19 protein-coding genes are annotated in these 22,368 nt (G+C 47.8%); 9 read left to right on the top strand and 10 right to left on the bottom strand.

Annotated features, from left to right (window positions below):
- Positions 1-5: 5 nt before the first annotated feature.
- Together NG792_RS20405 and NG792_RS20400 are read right to left on the bottom strand one after the other, a co-directional pair.
- Positions 6-863: an alpha/beta fold hydrolase gene (locus NG792_RS20405; protein WP_261236610.1), complete on the bottom strand. Its 858-nt coding sequence runs from the start codon at positions 861-863 to the stop codon at positions 6-8.
- 602 nt (positions 864-1,465) lie between these two features.
- A complete protein-coding gene (locus tag NG792_RS20400; RefSeq protein WP_261236609.1) occupies positions 1,466-2,464 on the bottom strand; it encodes a YihY/virulence factor BrkB family protein in 999 nt (332 codons plus the stop codon).
- 373 nt (positions 2,465-2,837) lie between these two features.
- Here NG792_RS20400 and NG792_RS20395 point away from each other — a divergent pair, with 373 nt between their 5' ends.
- Entirely contained in the window at positions 2,838-3,368 is a 531-nt protein-coding gene (locus NG792_RS20395) for a hypothetical protein (RefSeq protein ID WP_261200108.1), read from the top strand.
- A gap of 194 nt (positions 3,369-3,562) precedes the next feature.
- On the opposite strand, the gene thrC is transcribed toward NG792_RS20395, so the two are convergent.
- Entirely contained in the window at positions 3,563-4,690 is a 1,128-nt protein-coding gene (gene thrC, locus NG792_RS20390) for a threonine synthase (protein WP_435387593.1), read from the bottom strand.
- 364 nt (positions 4,691-5,054) lie between these two features.
- Between thrC and NG792_RS20385 the strand changes: the two genes are divergently transcribed.
- The 3 genes from NG792_RS20385 to NG792_RS20375 all read left to right on the top strand — a co-directional run bounded on the left by NG792_RS20385 (position 5,055) and on the right by NG792_RS20375 (position 7,622).
- Positions 5,055-5,312 (top strand): hypothetical protein, encoded by a 258-nt coding sequence (locus NG792_RS20385; protein ID WP_261236608.1) that lies wholly within the window; start codon positions 5,055-5,057, stop codon positions 5,310-5,312.
- A gap of 409 nt (positions 5,313-5,721) precedes the next feature.
- Positions 5,722-6,780 (top strand): fatty acid desaturase, encoded by a 1,059-nt coding sequence (locus tag NG792_RS20380; protein ID WP_261236607.1) that lies wholly within the window; start codon positions 5,722-5,724, stop codon positions 6,778-6,780.
- Positions 6,781-7,094: 314 nt separating this feature from the next.
- Complete coding sequence (locus tag NG792_RS20375) at positions 7,095-7,622, top strand: hypothetical protein (RefSeq protein ID WP_261236606.1); 528 nt, start codon at positions 7,095-7,097, stop codon at positions 7,620-7,622.
- A gap of 120 nt (positions 7,623-7,742) precedes the next feature.
- On the opposite strand, the gene trxB is transcribed toward NG792_RS20375, so the two are convergent.
- Positions 7,743-9,107: a thioredoxin-disulfide reductase gene (gene trxB, locus NG792_RS20370; RefSeq protein WP_261200112.1), complete on the bottom strand. Its 1,365-nt coding sequence runs from the start codon at positions 9,105-9,107 to the stop codon at positions 7,743-7,745.
- A 221-nt stretch (positions 9,108-9,328) separates the two neighbouring features.
- On the opposite strand from trxB, the gene NG792_RS20365 reads away from it, so the two are divergent.
- Positions 9,329-9,988 carry a class I SAM-dependent methyltransferase gene (locus NG792_RS20365; RefSeq protein WP_261236622.1) on the top strand — a complete coding sequence of 220 codons (660 nt, stop codon included), beginning with the start codon at positions 9,329-9,331 and terminating at the stop codon, positions 9,986-9,988.
- A 165-nt stretch (positions 9,989-10,153) separates the two neighbouring features.
- On the opposite strand, the gene NG792_RS20360 is transcribed toward NG792_RS20365, so the two are convergent.
- Positions 10,154-10,672 (bottom strand): O-acetyl-ADP-ribose deacetylase, encoded by a 519-nt coding sequence (locus NG792_RS20360; RefSeq protein ID WP_261236605.1) that lies wholly within the window; start codon positions 10,670-10,672, stop codon positions 10,154-10,156.
- Positions 10,673-10,714: 42 nt separating this feature from the next.
- On the opposite strand from NG792_RS20360, the gene NG792_RS20355 reads away from it, so the two are divergent.
- Positions 10,715-11,287 (top strand): NUDIX hydrolase, encoded by a 573-nt coding sequence (locus NG792_RS20355; protein WP_261236604.1) that lies wholly within the window; start codon positions 10,715-10,717, stop codon positions 11,285-11,287.
- A gap of 63 nt (positions 11,288-11,350) precedes the next feature.
- Here the strand turns inward: NG792_RS20355 and NG792_RS20350 are convergent, their stop codons facing one another.
- The gene (locus NG792_RS20350; RefSeq protein ID WP_261236603.1) at positions 11,351-11,845 is read right to left on the bottom strand and encodes a DUF427 domain-containing protein; all 495 of its coding nucleotides are present in this window, start codon (positions 11,843-11,845) and stop codon (positions 11,351-11,353) included.
- A gap of 154 nt (positions 11,846-11,999) precedes the next feature.
- On the opposite strand from NG792_RS20350, the gene NG792_RS20345 reads away from it, so the two are divergent.
- Positions 12,000-12,977, top strand: coding sequence for a serine/threonine protein kinase (locus NG792_RS20345; protein WP_261236602.1), 978 nt, complete (start codon positions 12,000-12,002; stop codon positions 12,975-12,977).
- 117 nt (positions 12,978-13,094) lie between these two features.
- Here the strand turns inward: NG792_RS20345 and NG792_RS20340 are convergent, their stop codons facing one another.
- Both NG792_RS20340 and NG792_RS20335 read right to left on the bottom strand, forming a co-directional pair.
- Positions 13,095-13,274, bottom strand: a complete 180-nt coding sequence (locus NG792_RS20340; protein ID WP_261236601.1) for a hypothetical protein — start codon at positions 13,272-13,274, stop codon at positions 13,095-13,097.
- Complete coding sequence (locus tag NG792_RS20335; RefSeq protein WP_261236600.1) at positions 13,271-13,582, bottom strand: DUF4258 domain-containing protein; 312 nt, start codon at positions 13,580-13,582, stop codon at positions 13,271-13,273. Before NG792_RS20335 ends, NG792_RS20340 begins: the two co-directional genes overlap by 4 nt.
- Before the next feature lie 283 nt (positions 13,583-13,865).
- Here NG792_RS20335 and NG792_RS20330 point away from each other — a divergent pair, with 283 nt between their 5' ends.
- On the top strand, positions 13,866-15,158 hold the full coding sequence (locus NG792_RS20330; protein ID WP_261236599.1) for a serine/threonine-protein kinase: 1,293 nt from the start codon (positions 13,866-13,868) through the stop codon (positions 15,156-15,158).
- Between the two features lie 324 nt (positions 15,159-15,482).
- Positions 15,483-15,716 (top strand): hypothetical protein, encoded by a 234-nt coding sequence (locus NG792_RS20325; protein WP_261236598.1) that lies wholly within the window; start codon positions 15,483-15,485, stop codon positions 15,714-15,716.
- A gap of 80 nt (positions 15,717-15,796) precedes the next feature.
- Here the strand turns inward: NG792_RS20325 and ileS are convergent, their stop codons facing one another.
- The gene (gene ileS / locus NG792_RS20320; protein ID WP_261236597.1) at positions 15,797-19,219 is read right to left on the bottom strand and encodes an isoleucine--tRNA ligase; all 3,423 of its coding nucleotides are present in this window, start codon (positions 19,217-19,219) and stop codon (positions 15,797-15,799) included.
- 213 nt (positions 19,220-19,432) lie between these two features.
- Positions 19,433-22,021 carry a diguanylate cyclase gene (locus tag NG792_RS20315; RefSeq protein WP_261236596.1) on the bottom strand — a complete coding sequence of 863 codons (2,589 nt, stop codon included), beginning with the start codon at positions 22,019-22,021 and terminating at the stop codon, positions 19,433-19,435.
- Positions 22,022-22,368 lie beyond the last annotated feature (347 nt).

Below are 22,368 nucleotides of genomic sequence, written 5' to 3'. Positions count from 1 at the left end.
GGTCCCTAATCACCCGATTTTTTTGTAGAAACCCTGGTTAAAAAATCCGCAACGATCGCATTGAAAGCCTCTGCCTGCGCTAAAAAGGGCCAGTGATTGCCCTCAATCCGATGGTGAGTCAGATTTTTTAGATAAGTTTTGTAAGGCTTAATTTGCCATTGGGCACGATTAACACCCTGTTTGGGTTGAATGAATAGGGTAGGGGTTAATAGGGGTTCGGTTAATCCGTCCACGCGCAGGACATCCTCAAAAATGCCATCTCGGGCAGCGATCGTAAACTTACTCCCCCACTCTCCATTGGGTTTTTTCTCAATCCCTTCTTGAAAAACCTGTTGTTGCAGGGGACTCCACCCGCTGTATTGCCCCAACTGCTGCGCCTGCGCTTGTGCTGCTTCATAGCTGGGAAAGGGACCCATCATTTTTAGGCAAGCTAAAGTGCGGTAAAGGATGGGAAAACTCAGTTTCATGATCGATGGCATCTTGGTGATAAAGATGGGGTCCACCAAAATCATGCTATTAAAGCGTTCAGGATGCGATCGCGCCCAAATTGGGGCAATTTTCGCACTCCAAGAATGGGCCAAAACATGAGCCGATCGCCACCGCAGATGAGCCAGTAAACCTTCGAGATCCCCGAGTATATCCGAGGTGGTGTAACCCTTTACAGGTTTACTGCTATAACCGTGACCCCGCAGATCCGGTGCAATAATATGATAGCGATCGCTTAGGTATTCCCCTAAACTCGCCCAAACCAAAGCATGGTCTCCCAACCCATGCAACAACAATAACGGCTCTTTTCCGCGATTCCATTCCAGATAAGAAAGCTGGAGATCAGGGAAATTCAGGGTTTGACGGGTGGGCATCATGGGAGGTGTAGATTTTAGACTTTAAATTTCCGATTTTAGATTTTCCGTAAGAAATTGGCAATTGAGGATTCTACGGAGTTCCTAGGGGCGATCGCCGCACCCCTCCAAATCTTAGGGCAAATCGGAAAAGTTATGAGATCGCGTTCCTTTATTCCTTTGCACCTAAAATCTGCTACAATTTTATTTTACATTACCGTTTGACCTCAGATTAAACCTTTGAATCAAAAGCAGATCGTATTAAAAGTATTTTGGAGCATTGCCGGTCTCACGGTAGCCCTTTGGATACTCCGAGGTCTGCGCATTTTGACGGGAATTTCCAGCGGTGTCCTATGGCTCTTAATTTTTCTGTCCATTACCTTGGGGGTCATTTATCGTCTCCAAACCCCTAGGCGCTATTAAATCAACCCGATTATTAGACCTCACCCTTTCAAAGATAACCCCAGGGTTTTAAACATTGGCGTCCTTATAGCTGTAGTCGGCTAAAACCCACTAAAGCAACGATCGCAAGTCGTTATCCTCCCCTGTTCAGAGTAACGGCTTGCGGTCGTTCTGTGAGTTCAAATTCACCCCTAACGCCTTCTTTCCCCTTAAAATCCGAAGACTTATTCACCCCTATCAGGCTTCTTAACCCGATAGTAAATGGCGCGATCGCGACGCATGGCAGCCCCCACCGTCACATTCAGTTGAGCGCCTAAAAGAGTCACCAACGAACTCAAATAAAGCCATAAGAGCAAAATAATAATTGTTCCCACTGCCCCATAAGTCCGATTATAATTTCCAAAATGTAATACATAAAGGCGAAACAAACTGGAAATAATCGCCCATACAATAGCGGCAATAAAAGCGCCCGGAATTAGGGGCGTATCCCGCCGACGGTGGGAGGGACCAAACCGATAAATAAAGGCAAAGGCAACCGAAACAATCAGTAACGTCAGGGGACGACTCCAAAAATGCCACACCTCCAACAATCGTCCTTCCAGAGGGCAACTCGGTAGAGGTTTCAACAGGCAGAGAAATCCCGATTCAAATAAACAATTTTGACCCGAATCGATTAAACAACTGCGACGGGCGAGTAACTGAATCACCCAGTCACTAATAAAAATTAGAAACGAGGCCACAATAAATAGAATAATGCTCCCCATCGCTAGACCGATCGCCACCAGTTTCGCCTTCCAAAAAGGCCGCCTCTGTTTGTGGGGAATTTGATGAATTTGATCTAAAGCGGCCATTGCTGCACCCATGACCCCGGAAAAAACCCAAAGCGCTGCGACAAACCCTAGGGAAAATACTTCCTGATTCCGACTTTGGAGAATTTCTCGAATCAACCCGCGAATGGTGTTCCAAACTTCAAGGGGTATCACCTCAGCGAGTTGATTAGCTAGATTGAACAAAGTAGCTTGTAAGACTTCAAATAGACCAATGGAAGCAACGACTGCTAGAATAGCGGGAAACAGAGATAACATGGCATGGTAGGCCATTTCTGCTGATAAACCTGTTAATCGCTGTTGGCTGGCGCGATCGGCAACTTCGCACAGGGTGGAAAATTTGAGATAGGAAAAAAACTGCAAAAACCGCAGCAGGGGTTGCAAGGAGGGACCCATCCCCGCTCCTATGCCTCTCCACCAGATGAGGAAACTTCCGAGAGATAGTTTGGGCAACTTCACGACGCTATGGCTCCCTCTATGTTAGATTAGCCCTCTAAAATGCCATTTTTGACCCCGGATGGGGCCGAGTTGGGCGGATCGCTATGGGTGGGCGATCGCAAATCCCAGGGGATTGGATTGGAAAAAAACTAAACCTATACCCATCTTAATTTACACTCTATACGCTTAACTAGAGTTGAATAGGACTGATGCAGATCAACCGGGTTTCTGTAAAACAGGGTCACGTTGTCATGATTAGAGAACTCAGCTGAACTCTAGAAACTGGGTTTTTCCTGGGGTAGTCCGGTGGAAAATTGATTGGGAGTTGCCAATGTCGGAAAATGTCTCGCAGTGGTTGGAAGAAATTAGATCCCTGAAACAGGAAATCATCCGTGCCGAACAAGAACGGGATGCGGCGGAAGCGGGTGCCGATCGCTGGCGGGGACTTTACACGACGGAAGCGCAGCAACGGCGAACCCAGGTTGAGCAGTTGACGGATGCAGTCGCCACTCTGAAAGCTGAACTAGAACGGTTGCAAGCGGGACCCTCATCGTTGCCTCGGGCCATTGCCCCCTCGGAACTGTTGCAAGAGTTGGCGGGAATGGGACCGGATGAAGTGAAGGGAAAATTGATTGAAGCCTTCCTGGAACGCGATCGCCTCGCCCAAGAACTGTCACGAATGACTGAATTGCTTGAAGCGGAAAAAGCCAGTCATGAACAAACCCGCCAGAGTTTAACCAGTGCCCTGGGAGATACGGTGGAACTCCTGAAAAAAGGCCAACCGGGAACGAAATCTGGACTCAATCTCGATTTGGCCCGTCTCGTCAGTGGCACTTCATTAAACCCCAAGAGAGAAGATTAACGCAGTTGTCCTTGGTCGTTGGTTCTTGGTCATTGGTCATTGGTCCTTGGTCGTTGGTCATTGGTCGTTGGTCCTTGGTCCTTGGTCGTTGGTCCTTGGTCATTAGGAGGGTTGAATACTCAGAACAAACCAACAACCCATGACAAATGACCAATGACAAATGACAAATGACCAAGGACTGTGGTGATGAGGACCTAAAATCCCATCACTTTTGCTACGGCTTCCATTTCGGGTTCGATGCCTTGTTTAAAGGGATTGTTACTATGTTTAATCGCGGTATCAGGGTCTTTGAGTCCATTGCCGGTGAGGACGCAAACGACGGTGGCCCCGGTGGGTACTTGGTCTTTGACCTTGAGTAATCCCGCAACGGAGGCAGCGGAGGCGGGTTCGCAGAATACTCCTTCCTGGGAGGCTAAAAGACGATAGGCATCGAGAATTTCGTCGTCGGTGACCGCATTAAAACTGCCTCCCGAGGACTCTTGGGCGGCGATCGCCTTATCCCAACTGGCGGGATTTCCGATGCGGATGGCGGTGGCAAGGGTTTCGGGATTGGGGACAGGTTGGCCGTTGACGAGGGGGGCTGCACCAGCGGCTTGAAAGCCCATCATTTGCGGGAGGCGATCGCATTTCCCGGCTTGATGATACTGACAAAATCCCATCCAATAGGCGGAAATATTGCCAGCATTGCCCACAGGAATGCACAGCCAATCGGGAGCGTTACCCAAGGCATCCACGACCTCAAATGCTCCAGTTTTCTGCCCTTCGAGGCGATAGGGATTGACGGAGTTGACCAAGGTAACGGGATAATGTTCGGCCATATCCCGGACAATTTCTAAAGCTTTGTCGAAATTTCCTTTAATGGCTAAGACTTCTGCACCATAGAGTAAGGCTTGGGCGAGTTTACCCAGGGCGACATAGCCATCGGGAATCAGGACAAATGCCCGCATTCCGGCGCGTCTGGCATAGGCAGCAGCAGAGGCGGAGGTGTTGCCGGTACTGGCACAGATGACGGCTTTGGCCCCTTCCTCTTTGGCTTTGGAAATTGCCATTGTCATCCCCCGGTCTTTAAAGCTGCCGGTGGGGTTGAGTCCGTCATATTTGACGTACACTTGCACCTGTCTGCCGATGATTTGGGCGATCGCTGGGGCGGGAATCAGGGGGGTGTTACCTTCTTGGAGGGTAACGACTGGAGTCTGGTCGCTGACGGGCAGATACTGCCGGTAAGCCTGGATGAGACCGGGCCAGTATGAGGACCGAAGGGGGGCATCTGCTGGAGTTGCACCGGAAGTTGGGGAGGGAACGGGAGAATAACTCAGGGTCACCGTGTGTTAATTCTTTGGACTTCAAATAGCCTTACAGTCTAATCCAAGTGTAGCCCACTCGTCAAAAGTTCGCCGGTTGTTGGTCATTGGTCGTTGGTCATTGGTCATTGGTCACTGGTCACTGGTCGCTGGTCATTTGTCGTTGGTCATTGGTCACTGGTCACTGGCCGTTGGTTGATTCTGAGTCTTTATCCCTCCACAAAACCAATGACCAAGGACAAAGGACCAATGACCAATGACCAATGACCAATGACCAATGACAAAATTTGGAATTTTGATAAATTCGATGCTTTTTTTTTCTGGTGTTGAGATAAAATAGCCAGGTGATTTGCCTAAGTAAAAATTACTAAACTTTAAACGACTGATGCCCACTGTTATTTCTAGCCGACCCACCTCCGAAACCGTTCAGAGTGCCTCTAGCGTAGCGATCGCTTCTAATGCTTCCCAGAATAACGGCGATCGCCTGATTAAAATGCTCAAATCCCTCTACCAGGCTGATCAGCAGGTCAAGTTCTTGCACTTGCACGCCGAAGCAGACTACCTGATGCAACAGTTGCAAACCTTGAAACAGCATCACTCCAACCCAGAAAATTCCGTTCCTGCTTCTTCCTCGAAAAATTAAGGCAGTCCAACTCCGACCGGGACAGTGGGACCCCCACTATTTGTTAAGCACACTGTTCCCGGCGAGTCAAGCCCCTGCCGGTTTTTTTGAGCGATTCCGAGATTCTGCATAATAAAAGTCTCTTGTCAATCCCCTAGGGGAAAAATGTGAGGGAAAAACCCTGGCTCTAAAAATTCCTGCTGTGCGATCGCAAGATGTGCTATAAAAGGTAAAGTTTTATGACGTGCCAGGTTTCTAAACCCCAGGGATGCGGAGTGTGTGATCCGTATTTTGCCCTGAACAGGCATTCATCAATCATCAGATTGCACGCAAGACGGCCCTGCTACTCACCCTTTGAGTCAGCAGGAATTTATCCTGCGGCGATCGGGGGATTCATACGATTAGCAACCGAAGAAGTTAGATTTAATAGATGACAGCATCAACATTAAAGCCTCAAGTAACCCCTCAAACATTGGGACCCGATTCCTTCCCTTCTTCTCTACGTCTGAGAGATATTTTGAGGACCTTGCCGAAAGATGTATTTCTCAAAAATCGGCGGAAAGCATGGACTAGAGTTATTATCAATGTATTATTAGTCGCCCTCGGCTACTGGGCATTAGCCGTTTCTCCCGCATTTTTGTTGCCGATCCTGTGGATCTATACGGGGACAGCCCTAACGGGTTTTTTTGTGATTGCCCATGATTGTGGTCACCGTTCCTTTGCCAATCGCAAATGGGTTAATGATTTGGTCGGTCATCTTATGATGCTGCCCTTAATTTACCCGTTTCATGGCTGGCGAATTGGTCACAATCACCACCACAAACACACGAATAAACTGCTGGAAGATAATGCCTGGGAACCTTGGTTGCCGGACGTTTATGAAAATCTCAGCACTTTTATGAAAACCTTTTATCGCTTCCTCCGGGGACGCTTCTGGTGGATGGGTTCCATCGTCCACTGGGCTGGATTGCACTTTGATTGGTGGCGTTATGAAGGCAAGAAACGGGAACAAGTGAAATTTTCGGCTTTAGTTGTCATCGCTTTTGCTGCGATCGCCTTCCCCACTCTAATTGCTACCACTGGAATTTGGGGATTTGTAAAATTTTGGCTGATGCCTTGGATGGTCTACCATTTCTGGATGAGTACCTTCACCATCGTTCACCATACCACCCCGAATATTTCCTTTGCTTTCCCAGAAGATTGGCATGAAGCAAAAGCCCAATTAAGCGGTACGGTTCATTGTGATTATCCCCGCTGGGTGGAATTCCTCTGTCACGATATTAATGTTCATATTCCCCATCACCTCTCCACGGCAATTCCGTCTTACAATTTACGGGAAGCTCATCAAAGTTTGGAACAAAATTGGGGCAAATACCTTCATAAAACCACTTTTTCATGGTCCTTGATGAAGGAAATTACCGATAAGTGTCACTTGTACGATGAGCAAAACGGTTACCAATCTTTTAAAGATTATCACGCCGGTCGGTAAGAGAAAGAATCCTCTCCTATCCCCATGAATTATCCTTTAAAGACGTGCCAAGTGCGCGTCTTTTTTGTTTTTGAAAACGGTTTTTCGGCCCCAGGCCCTACCCCCTTACCAGAGTAGGTTGTTACTGCCCCTCCGGTCCCCTCCCCTGTGTCTTGGGGAGGGTTACGGTGGGGTCCGAGTTCAAAACCCGCAGCGTCCAGCCTGGGGCTACACGGACAAAGCCCGCCTGCGCGGGCTACTCTATAAAATATCCCCTGTTCAATTTGTTTAAAATCAATAAAGCTGCCTTCACCTAAAACGTTCAAAGGGATGCCATGACCCAGCAAAATTTCGGAACCAATCCAGGGGATAGAATGGGGCGTAAATCTCTCCCCGGACCGATTCCATTAAGCTATTACGGCGTTTATCGCTGTCCGGTTTGTCGCTATGGGGAACTCTCTAACCTGGCGATGATGGATGCCTTTGGCTGTAACTTTTGCAGCCGCATTTTTACCGCGAACTTAGACCAAAATGCGCTCAGTTTAGCGGATACTGTGCCGCCAATTACCTGGCATTGGAATGGTCGCCAATGGCAAGGATTACCTCGGGCTGGGGTAGAATTTGGATGGGAAATTGCGATCGCTGCGATCGCCATCATTACCCTCCCCACCCTGTTAGTCGGACTCGGGGCCTATATTTTCCCCCCAGTCCCCGGCAGTAGCTTGAGTTGGGTTCCGGCTTTTTGGACGATCGCCACCTTTTGCGGTCACCTCACCATTGTCCTGTGGCTGATAGTTGAATATTATCAGTTTCCGGTATTGCTTTTTTTAAAAGCATGGCAACGGCGCTTATGGATGCGATAGATTTGTCATTTGTCGTTGGTCATTTGCCATTGTGTTACAAGTTTCGTAGTAACGACTTCAGGCGTTAAAGTGGGGCAGTCAATTAACCACCCCACTCCGAATCAACCTGGGAGTTAAGGCTTACAAATTGTTTTGAATCATTTCTCGGTACAAACTTTTTTGTTTGACTCCCCGGACTTGATCCACTAATCCCTTATCCTTAAAGAACTGCACCGTGGGCGTTCCGGTTACTCCCGCATTGTCCGCAATTTCTGGGTCGGCTTCAATGTCGATTTCGACATAGTGAACCTTGCCATCAAACTCATCAATCACTTTACTGAGAATCGGTTTCAGGGTATGGCAAGGACCGCAGGAGGGGGCGGAATATTTGACCACAATCAAGCGATCGCTGGCATGGTACAACTTCCGCAAGGCCAACCCGCCCACATGGCGCGTTGCAGTCGGATCGAAATTCTCTTCCGTATCGGATATTTGTTCTTTTTCTGGTTCTGGCGCTTTCTCTGATGCTTCGGTTTGATGGAACTCTTGAACTAACCCATTCACCGATAACCACCGTTCCGCTAACATCGCCCCCATACAACCCGTTCCCGCTGCGGTAATCGCTTGGCGAAACTCATGGTCTTGCACATCTCCGACAGCATAAACCCCTTCTACGCTGGTTTCAACGCTTCCCGGTTTTGTGACAATATATCCGAGTTCATCTAGTTCCAGTTGACCTTTAAACAGTTGGGTATTTGGAGTATGGCCGATCGCATAAAACAATCCCCGAACCTGCAAATCAGTTTCTTCTCCAGTTTTGATGTTTCTAACTTTAATCCCCTCCATCCGGTCCTCATTTCCCAAGATATCCACGGTCTCCGTATTCCAATGAACTGTAATTTTGGGGTTCTTCAATACCCGGTCTTGCATCGCTTTGGAGGCGCGCATTTCCTCCCGACGAACTAACAGGTGAACATGAGTCCCATATTTGGTCAAATACACCGCTTCTTCTGCCGCAGTGTCTCCGCCACCCACCACTGCTAAGGCGACGCCTTTAAAAATGGGACTGGCCCCATCGCAAATCGCACAGGCAGAGACCCCACGACTCCAAAACTGGTGCTCGCTGGAGAGTCCCAGCCGTTTGGCCGTGGCCCCTGTGGCAATAATCACCGTATGGGCCTTAACTTCGCGTTCCTCTGAACGGATTACGAAGGGACGCTGACTCAAATCCACCGATTGCACATCTTCCATGTACAATTCAGCCCCCCAGCGTTGCGCCTGGAGTTTCATCCGTTCCATGAGTTTCGGTCCTGTAATCCCCTCGGGAAACCCCGGGAAGTTCTCTACTTCTGTGGTGGTCATTAATTGTCCTCCGGGAATGCCTCCCTTCTGGAACCCTTCAAATACCACGGGTTTCAGATTCGCCCGTCCCGCATAAATGGCGGCAGTGAATCCGGCAGGGCCAGATCCGATAATCACAACGTTTTCTACTACTGGATTTGTCATGGCTTTATTCAAACTCATACCGACTTCGCTTTAAATTGATTATATCAACCTATTGAGCATTATCAGTGATCCAAATCACTTTAAAGCCTTGAATTCAGAGGCTACTTTGTGTTAATTGTTAACAATTAACAATAAGCAGTTAAGGGGTTAGTGACGAGGTGGGTTTGGGCGTCCAATCCGGCCTAAAATAGCAATGGAACCCCTGAGCGGTAAGTGAGATGATGAAACGAGTGTTAGAACCGGAAGTGATGGATACATGGGAGGATGCTACGGCGTATGACGCAATGGATTTTTTGGAGGTGAATACCGCTTTTGCGGAAAGTGCGATCGCAGTCGGTCCCGAGTCGGCGTTGGTCCTGGATGCGGGAACCGGGACCGCCAGAATTCCCATTTTAATCGTGCAGCGTCGCCCCCAGTGGCACATTCGGGCGATCGACCTTTCGCACAATATGTTACAAGTCGGGAGGAAAAATGTGCAATCCGCTGGATTACAAGAGCAAATTCACTTAGAGTATATCGATGCCAAACAGATGCCCTATCATGACAGTACCTTTGATATGGTAATTTCCAATAGCATCATCCATCATCTCCCGGACCCGATGCCCTTTTTCCAAGAACTGAAACGGGTTTTAAAACCCAATGGCGGGATATTTTTGCGCGATTTAATGCGACCCTCGGATATAGAAACGGTAGATAAAATTGTTGCTCGAATTGGACCAGAATATAATGACTATCAGACGCAGTTATTTCGAGATTCATTGATAGCTGCATTTACCCTAGAAGAGGTACAAAACATGATAGAATTGGCGGGATTAGAAGGGGTTAAAGTTTATGCGTCTTCGGACCGCCATTGGACCGCAGAACGTGCCTACAGAGAGTAGGTTTCCTCGTGACGTGGCTCTGCCGCGTCACGCATTCTTGGCGGCTCTGCCGCCTGTACTTTTCGTGAGGAGTTGAAGCAGATTAAGCCATTGCTTTGGGACTGGAGGCAGAGCCTCCTTCAGAGCGTGACACGGCAGAGCCGCGTCACGAGAAAACCTACTGTTTTATGGGTTATGAGTGCCGATCGCCCTTAAATGGTACTGATAGGATTCTTTGCTAAAGCAGACAAAGTAAACTTGAGAGATGGCATTACTTTGGGTTAAAAATTGCTGCACAGTCTTCACCGCTATTCTAGCAGCCCGTTCCATTGGAAACCCATAAATTCCCGTGCTAATTGCGGGAAAAGCGATAGTTTTTAGCTGATGTTTTTCGGCCAACTTTAAACTTTCATAATAACAGCTTGCCAGCAATTTATCTTCATCATGCTTCCCCCCTTGCCATACAGGACCAACCGTATGAATCACATAGTTTGCCGGGAGATTGTAGCCCAGGGTTATCTTAGCTTCGCCGGTTTTACAGCCGTTAAGAGTGCGACATTCAGCCAACAAACCCGAACCTGCTGCGCGGTGGATGGCACCATCAACCCCGCCTCCGCCTAATAGACTGGTATTGGCGGCATTGACGATCGCATCCACCTGTTGTTTGGTAATATCGCCTTGAATCACTGTGATTTTATCGGTCATAGTAGTAAAGTTATTGTCAAATAGAGAAACTACTTTTATTGTATGAAAGAATTGCAGAAATGGAAACAGTTGCGCTCGCGCCTAGTCTTCGATAACCAATGGTGCAAAGTTCGCCAAGATGAAATCGAACTGCCAACCGGCGAAATCATTGATGATTTTTTTGTAAATGTCCGTCCAGATATTGCCTTAGTCGTTCCCGTTACCCCCCATCAAGAAATCGTATTCGTGCGACAATATCGGCATGGAGTCGGGGAAATTTTGTTAGAATTACCTGCTGGCGGATTCAATCCAGAAACCGAAAGGGCAGAAGCAGCAGCAGCGCGTGAAATGACCGAAGAAACAGGTTACTATTGCCAGAATTTAATTAAACTTGCCACCCTCTATGATAATCCCGTTAAAGACACCAATACCATTCATATTTTTTTAGGCAAAGATGCAAAAGAGTCAGGACAGCAAATTTTAGATATTACCGAACAGATAGAAGTGGTTTTAGTCCCCCTTAATGCCATTTTAGACAAAATTACCCAGGGAGAAATCTGCGTCTCCGGAAGCGTTGCCGCCCTCTTCTTAGCCTTAGATTACTTAAAAATCCAAACCTCCACTCCTAAATTGTAGTCGGATTTATCCGACTTAAGCTATTAGACGGGGGTTTAAACCCCCATCCGTCTGTCGGTCTACCTACCATCCCCAACTACCAGGAATACCCTTAAAAGGTCCAACAATATCCGAAGTAATCCAACCCCCATAAAATCCACCGGGTTGCGGTTGCACTTCTTCCCCATCCACATAGCAAACATCCATCACTTCTGGATAGAATGCCACATAATCTTTAATCCCTTCAAATTGGGGAGTAGGATTCGGATAAAACCATGCACAATTCGGCGCTTGTTTTTCCTTAACCGTCACCGTGTAATATCCCGCTGACCCTTTCCACTCGCAGAAACTACTTTTAGGAGTTCGCGTCAGATATTCCATTTTGATATCTTCCGGCGGGATATAATAAACCGGCGGATGACTGGTTTCCAGGACTCGCTTCGCGTTACGAGTATCCGCAATTGGTTCTCCATTAAAGATAATTTGAATCTGTTTGGAGACATCTTCCAACCGAGGAGGACGAGGATAATCCCAAACGGATTCTTGTCCAGGACCGGGTTCAATTCGTTGTGGGTGCATGAGGATTTTAGAGATAAAATGGGATAATCATATATTATCCTATTTTCGGCAAAAATACAGCCGGATCATTTCTCTGTAGCATCATTGAGGGAGGCATTGCTGAATTTTTCAGCTTATGCCACAATGAAAGAAAAAGTCAAGGGAGGGTTGAGCCATGACTTTAACCGTAGGTCAGCAGATCCAAGGGGGCAAATACAGCATTGAAAAGGTGCTGGGAAAAGGGAGGTTTGGGATTACTTATAAAGCGAAGGATGCCGCAGGGAATGCCGTCGCGATTAAAACCCTCAATGACAGTTTGCTGCATCAATTGAGTCCAGGAGAAATTGACGAACTGGAGTCCAAGTTTTGGAATGAAGCAGTCAAATTGGCTAAGTGCAGTCATAATCGGCATATTGTCCAAGTCCAGGAAAGCTTGAAAGAGGGGAAACTGTGCTGTATTGTCATGGAGTATATTGATGGGGTTGATTTGGCAAGTCGTGCCCAAAAGCAGTTACCGGAAAAGTTAGCATTACGATATATTCAGCAAATTGGAGAGGCATTGATGGAGGTGCATTCTCATCAATTGCAGCATCTGGATATTAAACCGGACAATATTGTATTGCGCGGGGGAACTTCCGAGGCGGTGTTAATTGATTTTGGGTTAGCAAGGGCATTTGACCATCCCTTGACCACAACTCGGTATGGTGAACAGGGATATTCGGCCCTAGAAATGTATTCTCAAAGGAGACCACGCGGTGCTTATACGGATCTGTATGGATTGGCGGCGACTTTGTATGAATTACTGACGGGACAAGTGCCGGTGAGTGCGATTGAGCGAAAAGATGCTGATGCGCGATTGATTCCGCCTAAAGAGATTAATTCAAACATCAGCGATCGCACGAATCAGGCTATCTTAAAAGCAATGGCTCTTGATTCAGGCGATCGGCCCCAAACTGTGCAGGAATGGTTAAAATTATTAGGCGTTAAAAAACCGATTCCTTTGCCCAATTGGAATGCAATGGAATGGTTCAACGCCATCATTGCAGTGGGGGCAATTGGGACGTTAATGATTGCATTATTGACCTATTTAAACTCCAATTCCCCACCGCCACCTAACCCCGAACCTCCCACCTCAGAGACTATCCAACCGTAGGGACAGGACAGTACCTTGTCCTCCCCTGCTGTTAATTTTGGATGTGAGACTTTGTATTTTACTGGATCTTACTCCCACAATTAACAGTTTCTTAACCCCTTGATCAAGTCTAGGGATTCAGCTATGAATTGAGGAGTTTAAATTATGCTGCACTTCCAATTCTTGGACCCGACTTTGTAATTCCTCCAATTCTTCAATTAATTGCAAAACGCTGATTCCAATATCCGGTCTAATTTCGGGTTGAGCTGTATTATCAATCTGGGACTGCGCCCAGTCTTGCAACTGTTTTAGTGTCATTTTCTGATTCTCCAATTTATCCAACGGTTGCGCTCGGGACGGTAAACGGTAATTAATTTCGCCATTTGCGTAACTGGATTATAAGTCCAAACACTATGAATGGGATCCCCGATAGTATTAAATCCGAGGATCAGACAAGCGGGTGAGGGATAGGCATCGGGGTAATCTTCAATGATGTCGCCTCCTTCTACGACTGACCCATAGATTTCATCGATTAGTAGGTTATCTGCCACAGCTTCATTGAGACTGTGGCGAGATGGAATAACTCGACCCGATTGAATAGCCTCTACTATGTCATCGATTTCCATTGTAACAATATTGAATTCAAAAATCTGGCATAAGTCTTAGCCTTTAGATGTTACCAGTCTACGCCTCAAAAGGATAGGAGGGGGCGTCAGTCAAATTCCCAGGTTTTTGCATCTTAGCGATCGCTGATTTATCTGACATTCCCTCCCTGTGTGCGCCACCCTCAATCCATCAGGATAAAGTACCGCCCTATCGTCCTCCCCCTGCAGTATCTTTACCCGACAATTAACATTCAAATCGAGAAAACTATGAGATAATAGAACCTGTTCTCTATCCACAACGGGTATGGTCTGGTCGAACGGATATCAATTGCAGAGTCGGGATTACCGCATCGAACGGGTTTTAGGACAAGGGGGATTCGGCATCACCTATCAAGCGCGTCACCTGAAACTCGACCAAGATTTTGTCATCAAAACCCCTAACGAACATCTGCAACTCGACCCAGAGTATCCTAAATTTGTGGACCGATTTATCAAAGAGGGACAGCGGATTGCTCAACTCTGCACCAATCCGCATCCCCATATTGTCCGAGTTTTTGACTTATTTCAAGAAGGGGATACTCACTGCATGGTGATGGATTTTATTCCCGGGGAGAACCTCTTGCAACGGGTGCAAGGTCAGGGTGCGTTACCCGAAGCCGAAGCGGTGAGATATTTTCAACAGATTGGCGGGGCGTTGCAGCGAGTACATGAGGCGGGATTAGTCCATCGCGATGCTCATCCAGGAAATATTATGTTTCGGGGTGATCAGGCGGTTCTGATTGATTTTGGAATTGCCGGAGAAATGGTTCCAGTTACTGTCAGTTCCAAGTATGGCTGGAATCCAGCATTTGCCCCCTTTGAACAGATGAGAGGGTTTCGGGAACCGACGGTGGATATTTACACCCTCAGCGCCTCTTTATATTATGCCCTGACGGGGAAACGTCCGGCGAGTTCTTTTGACCGAAAAATTGATGATGTAGAATTAGTGCCACCCAAAAAATTCGTGCCGAGTCTGAGCAATACGGTTAACAAAGCGGTGTTAAAGGGGATGGAGTTAAACCCTAAAAACCGACCCCAAACGATGGGTGAGTGGTTGTCTCTGCTGCATACTCACATTCCGATAACGACCGTTTCCCCCCGCTATCAGAAATTACAGCTATTCCTGGCAGCAGGCAAATGGCGGGAGGCGGATGAAGAAACTGCACGACTGATGCTCCAGGTGGCGGGGAGAGAAGAAGACGGATGGTTGGATGAGGATTCTATCAACCAATTCCCCTGTGAAGATTTGCGTCAAATTGACGGCCTTTGGGTACAATACAGCAATGGCTGCTTTGGGTTTTCGGTTCAGAAGCGCATCTGGCAAGAATGCGGTGGGAAAGTGGACTATTATGAGACCGAATGTCGGCTGGGCGATCGGGTAGGGTGGAGAAAAGAAGGGAAATGGTTGAGGTATGATGAATGCACTTTCACCTCAAAAGCACCCCCGGGTCACCTTCCTTTATATTATGGTAATTATGTGTGTGGTGTGAGGTTGGATGATGTGATGTGGGAAGTTGAGGGGGTGTACATCCTTCTTCTCTCGCGTCCAGACTTGTAAATTGTAACCTGTAAGCGTTTCCAAAAATTATTACAAATTATTTCCGGCCCTTTTTCAAGGAAAGAATCACTATTTCACGGTTCCGTTACCTGGCACTGAGGGGAGAGGGAGGCCCTTCATCGAACGAATGAAAGAATTATAGAGAGGCCACCCGGGGATCGTAACAGTTCGCCAAGACAAACCTGGATGCGATGGACTCAATTTCTGGATCCATTGCATCCCAGCGGTCCCAAGGTAAACTCATCTGTCCCGGGGATTTTTTCCGGGTTTTACCCCCTGCCACAATTTTCGGTAACAAGCGATTTCCCCATGACAAAGGAGTGAATGATGCAGGTAGAACGTTTAATCTTAGAAACCGATGGGTTAGGGAATCTTAAACACATTCCCAAATTACCGCCGAACAAGCGAGTTGAGGTAACTTTTCGGGTTCTTGATGAGGCAAAAGACTCTGATATTAAACGGAGAATCCCTCACCCGGATTTGGCGGGACAAATTAAAATCTTGTCAGATAACATTATGGATAGTGTTCCCGAGAGTGACTGGGAATTGCTGCAATGATTGTACTTGATCGCCTGTTTCTTGTAGGGGCGCAATGCTTGCGCCCAAGAGGGCGTATGCAATACGCCCCTACATAGGATTTAGAACTCACCTGCTAAGGCAGCAACACACCGATCGCAAATAGTTGGATCTTCCTCGGATTCACCGACGTGAGTCGAGTAGTTCCAACAGCGATCGCATTTCTCTCCTTCTGCATCCACGACACCGATTCCCCATCCGTTGACTTGTGCGGTATATTTCAACGCTTCCAGTGGTTGCGGGTTGTCTAGCACTTCGACTTGGGAGGTGATGAACAGATATCGCAGTTCGTCTACACCGTTGCCAATGGTTTGGGAGACGGGGACGACTGGGGTGGGAGAGGGGACCGTTGCCGGGTGGTGGGCGATCGCCTCTTCGATTGCCTCTTCAAATGCCTCTATTGCCTCGATCGCCGCATCGGTTTGGGTTTTGCCGAGGACATAGTTACTCACGGAGGCAACGGTATCTGTGAGTTCTTTGCGGTTATTGGCGCGTAAGACATAGCGGTTGACAAACCATCCACTGTATCCGATGCCAATTAGTTCCAGTAAACCCGGAAGCAAGGGGAAATCGGCGATCGCATCGACAATTGCGCCTAAGACAATCAGGGAGACTGTACCACTCACAATTAATCCCACAGTCACCAAGGGTCGGCGATAGTCGGAGAAAAATATTCCCAGATATCGGGGTAATTCTGCCATGACTGCTAAGGCAGCATTAAGTAGTTGCTGCCATTGGGGGATATCTTCCCGTGAGGGAGGAGTTGCCGTTGTCTGGGGGAGGGTGATTGTCGTTGCCGGTGTTTCTTCCGGGGGATTGGCGACGGTGGTGGTTGTCGGGACGGTTCCCAGCGATCGCGCTGGGTTCAGGTTCCCTAATGCTTGTCGCAGTGGGATATCCTCAACGTATAACAAGACTTTCGCCTCTAAGGAAGACCCGACTGCTTTATTTTGACGTGCCTTTTCTAGCACTTGGTTGACTTCCCCGCGCAGTTGGCGCAGGGTTTGCCAGGTTTTGGCGAGTTCCGGTTGTTTCCATCGGTCTTCTACCTGCACCCAACCTGCTTCAAAGACCGATTGATAGGGGGTGGAATAGGGGAGATTTTGCCAGATATCTTCGGCGATATGGCACAATACCGGGGCGACTGCTTTGGCGAGGTTTTCCAGGGCGACTGCCAGGACGGTTTGACAGCTTCTGCGCCGTTTGGCATCCACTGCACTGATATACAGGCGGTCTTTGGCAATATCTAGGTAAAAGTTGGACAAATCAACTACGCAGAAATTCTGCACGGTTTGGAAGAACCGGAAGAATTGATAACTCTCAAAGGCATCGGTAACTTCGGCAAAAACCTCCGTCATTCGATGCAGCATATATCGGTCTAATTCCGGCAACTCTTCGTAGGGAACGGCATCTTTTGCTGGGTCAAAATCATCTAAATTTCCCAGTAAAAATCGCGCCGTGTTACGGATTTTTCGATAGATATCTGAGAGTTGTTTTAGGATATTTTTTCCGATAGGAACATCGGAGGAATAATCCACCGAAGAAACCCATAATCGGAGAACATCGGCCCCATAAGGCGGTTCTTCTTTTTGGTTTTTTCCGCCGTTGATGATGGTGGCTGGATCGACAACGTTGCCCAGGGATTTGCTCATTTTGCGGTTGTTCTCGTCGAGAACAAATCCATGAGTCAAAACGCTTTTATAAGGGGCGATGCTATTATTAGCAACGCTGGTGAGTAAGCTGGATTGGAACCAGCCGCGATGTTGGTCAGACCCTTCTAAATAAAGGTCTGCGGGATAGCGCAATTCTTCGCGACCCCCGACGACTGCGGCCCAGGAGGAACCGGAATCGAACCAGACATCCATTGTGTCGGTGCCTTTGCGGTAGGTTTTACCGTTGCTGCGATAAGGTTCGGGTAAGAGGTCTTCGATGGGTAATTCCCACCAGGCATCGGACCCTTTTTCGGCTACAATGGCCTGAACATGAGCGATGGTTTCTTCGGTCATTAAGGGTTCGCCGGTTTCTTCTTCATAAAACACCGGGATGGGAACGCCCCAACTGCGTTGCCGGGAGATACACCAATCGGACCGTTCTGAGACCATTGAGGCAATCCGATTTTCTCCTTGGGCGGGAACCCATTTGACCTCAGAAATGGCTTTCATGGCTTCATCTCGGAATCCATCCACGGAGGCAAACCATTGTTCTGTTGCCCGGAAAATGGTGGGTTTTTTGGTGCGCCAATCGTAGGGATATTTATGAACGTAGGGTTCTTCTTTGAGGAGAGATTTGGCTTTTTTTAAGGCTTCGATGACGGCGGTATTGCCTTCATCGAGAACATTTAATCCGGCAAATTCTCCCGCTTCTTCCGTAAAGTTGCCGTTACCATCCACCGGGGCTAAGATGGGTAAACCATAGCGTTGTCCCACTTGGTAATCTTCCAAACCATGTCCGGGGGCGGTATGTACCAGTCCGGTCCCCGATTCGGTGGTGACGTAATCGCCGCCGATAACTACGGGACTGGTGCGATCGCACAGGGGATGTTTGTACTCACATCCTTCTAAGTCTTTGCCTTTGATTTTGGCTTGGACTGTGAGGGGAGTTCCCAGGGTTTCCGAGAGGCGATCGACTAATTCGGCAGCAACAATTAGGAACTTGCCCGATGCCGGTTCATAGTCCGGTCCGGTTTCCACGATCGCATATTCGAGTTGGGGATTCACACTCACCGCTAAGTTTCCCGGAATCGTCCAAGGGGTCGTCGTCCAGATTCCCACCCACAATTGTTTCATGTAGGGTTGAAGTGCGGCAGCGGTCTCCGCTAACTTAGTGATGTGGAATGCCGCATAGATACTGCGGGAAGTGTGACCTTCGGGATATTCTAATTCTGCTTCGGCAAGGGCAGTTTGAGAACTCGGACTCCAATGCACGGGTTTTCGCCCTCGGTAGATATAGCCTTTCAGGACCATCTTACCAAAGACACCAATTTGGGCGGCTTCGTATTCCGGTTTTAAAGTGAGGTAAGGATTTTCCCAATCTCCCCAGACCCCATACCGTTTGAAACTCTCTTTTTGTTCCTCAACGGTTTTCAGGGCAAATTCTTGAGCTTTTTGGCGCAATGTTAAGGGAGTCAGGTTTTGACGTTCCTTGGATTTCATCGCCTGTAGCACTTTCAGTTCGATGGGTAACCCATGACAATCCCAACCGGGGACATAGCGGACTTGGTGGCCGCGCAGTAACTTATACTTGTTGATGATGTCTTTCAGGACTTTGTTCAGGGCGTGTCCCATGTGGAGGGACCCGTTGGCGTAGGGCGGCCCATCATGAAGGATGAACAACTCACCGGGATTGTTCTGTGACAGGCGTTCATAGATTTGATGTTCGGCCCAAAATTTCTGGAGTTCGGGTTCCCGCGTGACGGCGTTAGCCCTCATGTCAAAGCCAGTTTTTGGCAGGTTGACGGTATCTTTATAAGTTTTTGCTTCAGTCACAGCCAAATCCTAATTATTATAGAACAGTTTTCAGTTTATTATAGCCTGTAGGGGCGTGAGCGCGATCGCCTCTACAGTCGGTTAAAAACAGACTAAAAACCCCCACTGTATAAGACTTGCCGTTATAACCTATCCAGATGGGAAGAGGGGTTCCTCGTGACTTGGCGATCGCGCGTCCCGAGGATGGGTATGGGGAAGGGAGGGGTCAAGGGTTTAGATGGGATAGCTGCCTGCGGTAACCACGCGATCGCGTCCCAGGGCTTTGGCGCGGTAGAGGGCCATATCAGCAGCCCGAATCAGGTCATCTCCGTTGACTCCTGCGGTGGGATAGCAAGCAATTCCTAGGGAAGCGGTAATGATTCCCACTAATTCCCCTCGATGTTCTAAAACTAAGTTTTTAATGGCTTCCCGGATTTGTTCGGCGCGACGATAGGTTTCTGATAAAGTAGCATCGGGCAAAATTAGGGTAAATTCTTCACCGCCGTAGCGGCAGGCAATATCTGAACCCCGAATATTTTTCCGTAATAATTCTCCCACTTGTCGCAACACAGCATCCCCAGCATCATGGCCGAAAGTATCGTTAAAATGTTTGAAATGGTCAATATCAATCATGATGATGCCGAGGGATTGATCCTGCCGGTGAGCGCGTTGAAGTTCTCTTTCTAGGGTTTCTTCTAGGTAACGGCGATTAAACAGTCCAGTGAGGGAATCGCGAATGCTTTGGGTATGGAGGGTTTCTCGGAGTTTAATATTAGCTAAGGCTAAGGCAATTTGTTCGGAAACGGTGCGGGCTAACTGTTGTTTGCCGTCGCTTAATCGCCCTGGATGGCTAGAAATTAAATACAGTAATCCGGAGATAGTTCCCTGGGCCATCATCGGAATGCAGAGAGATTCTACAGGGGAAGGGTGGGGGTGAAAATGGTCACAAAATAAACTAAAGGGACTATTGTCTACCCGATGCGATCGCCCTCGTCGTAAAGCCCAACATTCATGGGGGGCAAACCAAGGTTTACTGCCGGGAAGTTTTCCCCAAGTGGCAACAGTTTCCACACGGTTTTTAAAGGAGTCGATCGCCGCTAGTCCCCCGGAACAAGAGGGGAATAACTGAGGCAGTTTTAGCCCGATTGCTTTGTAAGCTTCCTCTAGGGTTTCGCAAGCTTGCAACAACTCATTCATTTCCCCCAATAAGGCCATTTCTCGATTCCGTTGTTTGAGTTCTTCCACCCAACGAACCAGCTTATCGTTAGCTTGTTGCAAAGTGGCTTCGGATTGCTTATCCTCGGTAATATTGCGAAAAGTTACGGTAAACCCGTCCTCTAATTTAACGGCCATCATTTTAAACCAAGCCTGGATTCCTTCATGGTTGTAATAAAATTCTAATTCTAAGGGTTGTTGGGTATTGACCACCTCGACGTAGCGTTCAAATAATCCAGTTTCGAGATTTCCGGGCATTTCTTGCAGCAGATATTTTCCCAGCACATCTTCCCGGCGGCGTCCGACGATTTTCTCGGCGATAGGATTAATCGTTAGCCACTGAAAATCAATGATAGTTTCTTCAGAATTTCGGATAGCTTTGAAGGCCATAATGCCATCCAAAGAACTATTTAAAAGCCCCGTCAGCAAGGATTCTGAATATTGCAACGCTTCAACCGCCTCATGGCGATCGGTAATGTCCCGCCCTACCCAGATGACTGAGTGGCTGGAGAGGGGGGAAATACTGGCGGTAAATCGCTTTTGCTCTTTTCCGAGGTGTAAAAAATAATCAAATTGAATCGAGGTCTGGGTTTGCAAGGACTTGCGAATTGGGCCTAAAAAGGTTTTGGATTCTGACCCATTAAAAAAAAATTCCAGGGTCTGGCTGATTAATTGATAATTTTCTGCTGAGTGGACTAGGGTGGGATGGGTTGGCGCGACTTTGATTTTATTGGTGGTTTCATCAATGACGAGAATAATATCACTCAAGGCGGCAAATACCGCCCGCAAAACTTTGTCATTGTCCGTTAGAACTGGCTCAGCTTTAAGTAAATCCAACACTATAAATATTTCGGATAAGTTAGGATTTAAGCTGGGTTGTACCGAGAGGTTACTCAAACAGCTTGATTTCTTCAGAAAGTTGGTTTCTGGGGAGCAATTTTTAATATAAGGCATAATTTTAATGCGCTGCCCAATGCGTCCTTCTGACCTCTTTTTGTACCCCACTAAACCTGATTTTGATAAGGGTTTAAATCGAGGAATCAATGATTTTTTAGGGTGACGGGCCGAATTTAATTCTCCCGCTCCATGATGGTGGGTCGGGACCGCATTATCCAGGACCTTGCCCGAGGGAGACACATAAAATCTTTGTAGCAGTCGGGAAGGGGTGAGACAACCGACTATTTGATGATTAGAATCGCTGAGAATGGGAAGGTGATGAATACCTTGCTGAAACCAAGTAAGAATCCTAGAAATATCGCGACATTCGGATTCTTTAATAAAGATTGAACACTTCTGCATTACCGCTGCCACGGTAGTTGTTTTCAAAGATTGGTTTGTTCCTAAAAATTCCACAATATGCCGGGGAGTTAATAACCCGATCGCCTGAGTCTCATCCATGACAAAGAGGCAGGGTTCTGTTCCCTCTTGACCAGAGGAAGATTCAGTAGTCTGCTTGTAGGACGAGACTGGATCGTTAGGCGATCGCCCCTGACTCCTCATCAATGCGATCGCCTCAAGCAAGGGGGTATCTGCGGCAACAATCTGGACATTTCGGTCAATTGCAGATTCTATATCGAACGAACATAACAAACGATTTGCTTCCAGCATCGACTTTCCCTTAGTCCCATCAGAATCATCCTTTCGACCAGCCCCAATCTTGTTCTATATCTGCGCTTAAAGGCGAGTGAAGCTTCTGCACCCTCCCCCCTGTGAACCCTGGCGATCGCGCCAGTCTATCCGGTTGCCCTCTCCCTTTTTCCCGAGGTGACCCTCTGGAATCAACCCACCTGTTTGGCTGGTACTGATTGCTAGTTTATCCTATTTTAGATTGAAATTGGAGAGGAAAGAAAAATAGGTGGACTTCTTTTTACAAATTGACTCGAATCCCTATTTCAATAGAGTTGACCCCTGATTCTATACCTCCCCTTGCCCAGGGGGGGGATAAAATTGTCTCT

This window comes from Laspinema olomoucense D3b, from assembly GCF_025370785.1.
GTDB lineage: Bacteria > Cyanobacteriota > Cyanobacteriia > Cyanobacteriales > Laspinemataceae > Laspinema > Laspinema olomoucense.
The sequence above is the reverse complement of the archived record's forward strand: the minus strand, read 5'-3'. Positions and strand labels throughout refer to the sequence as shown.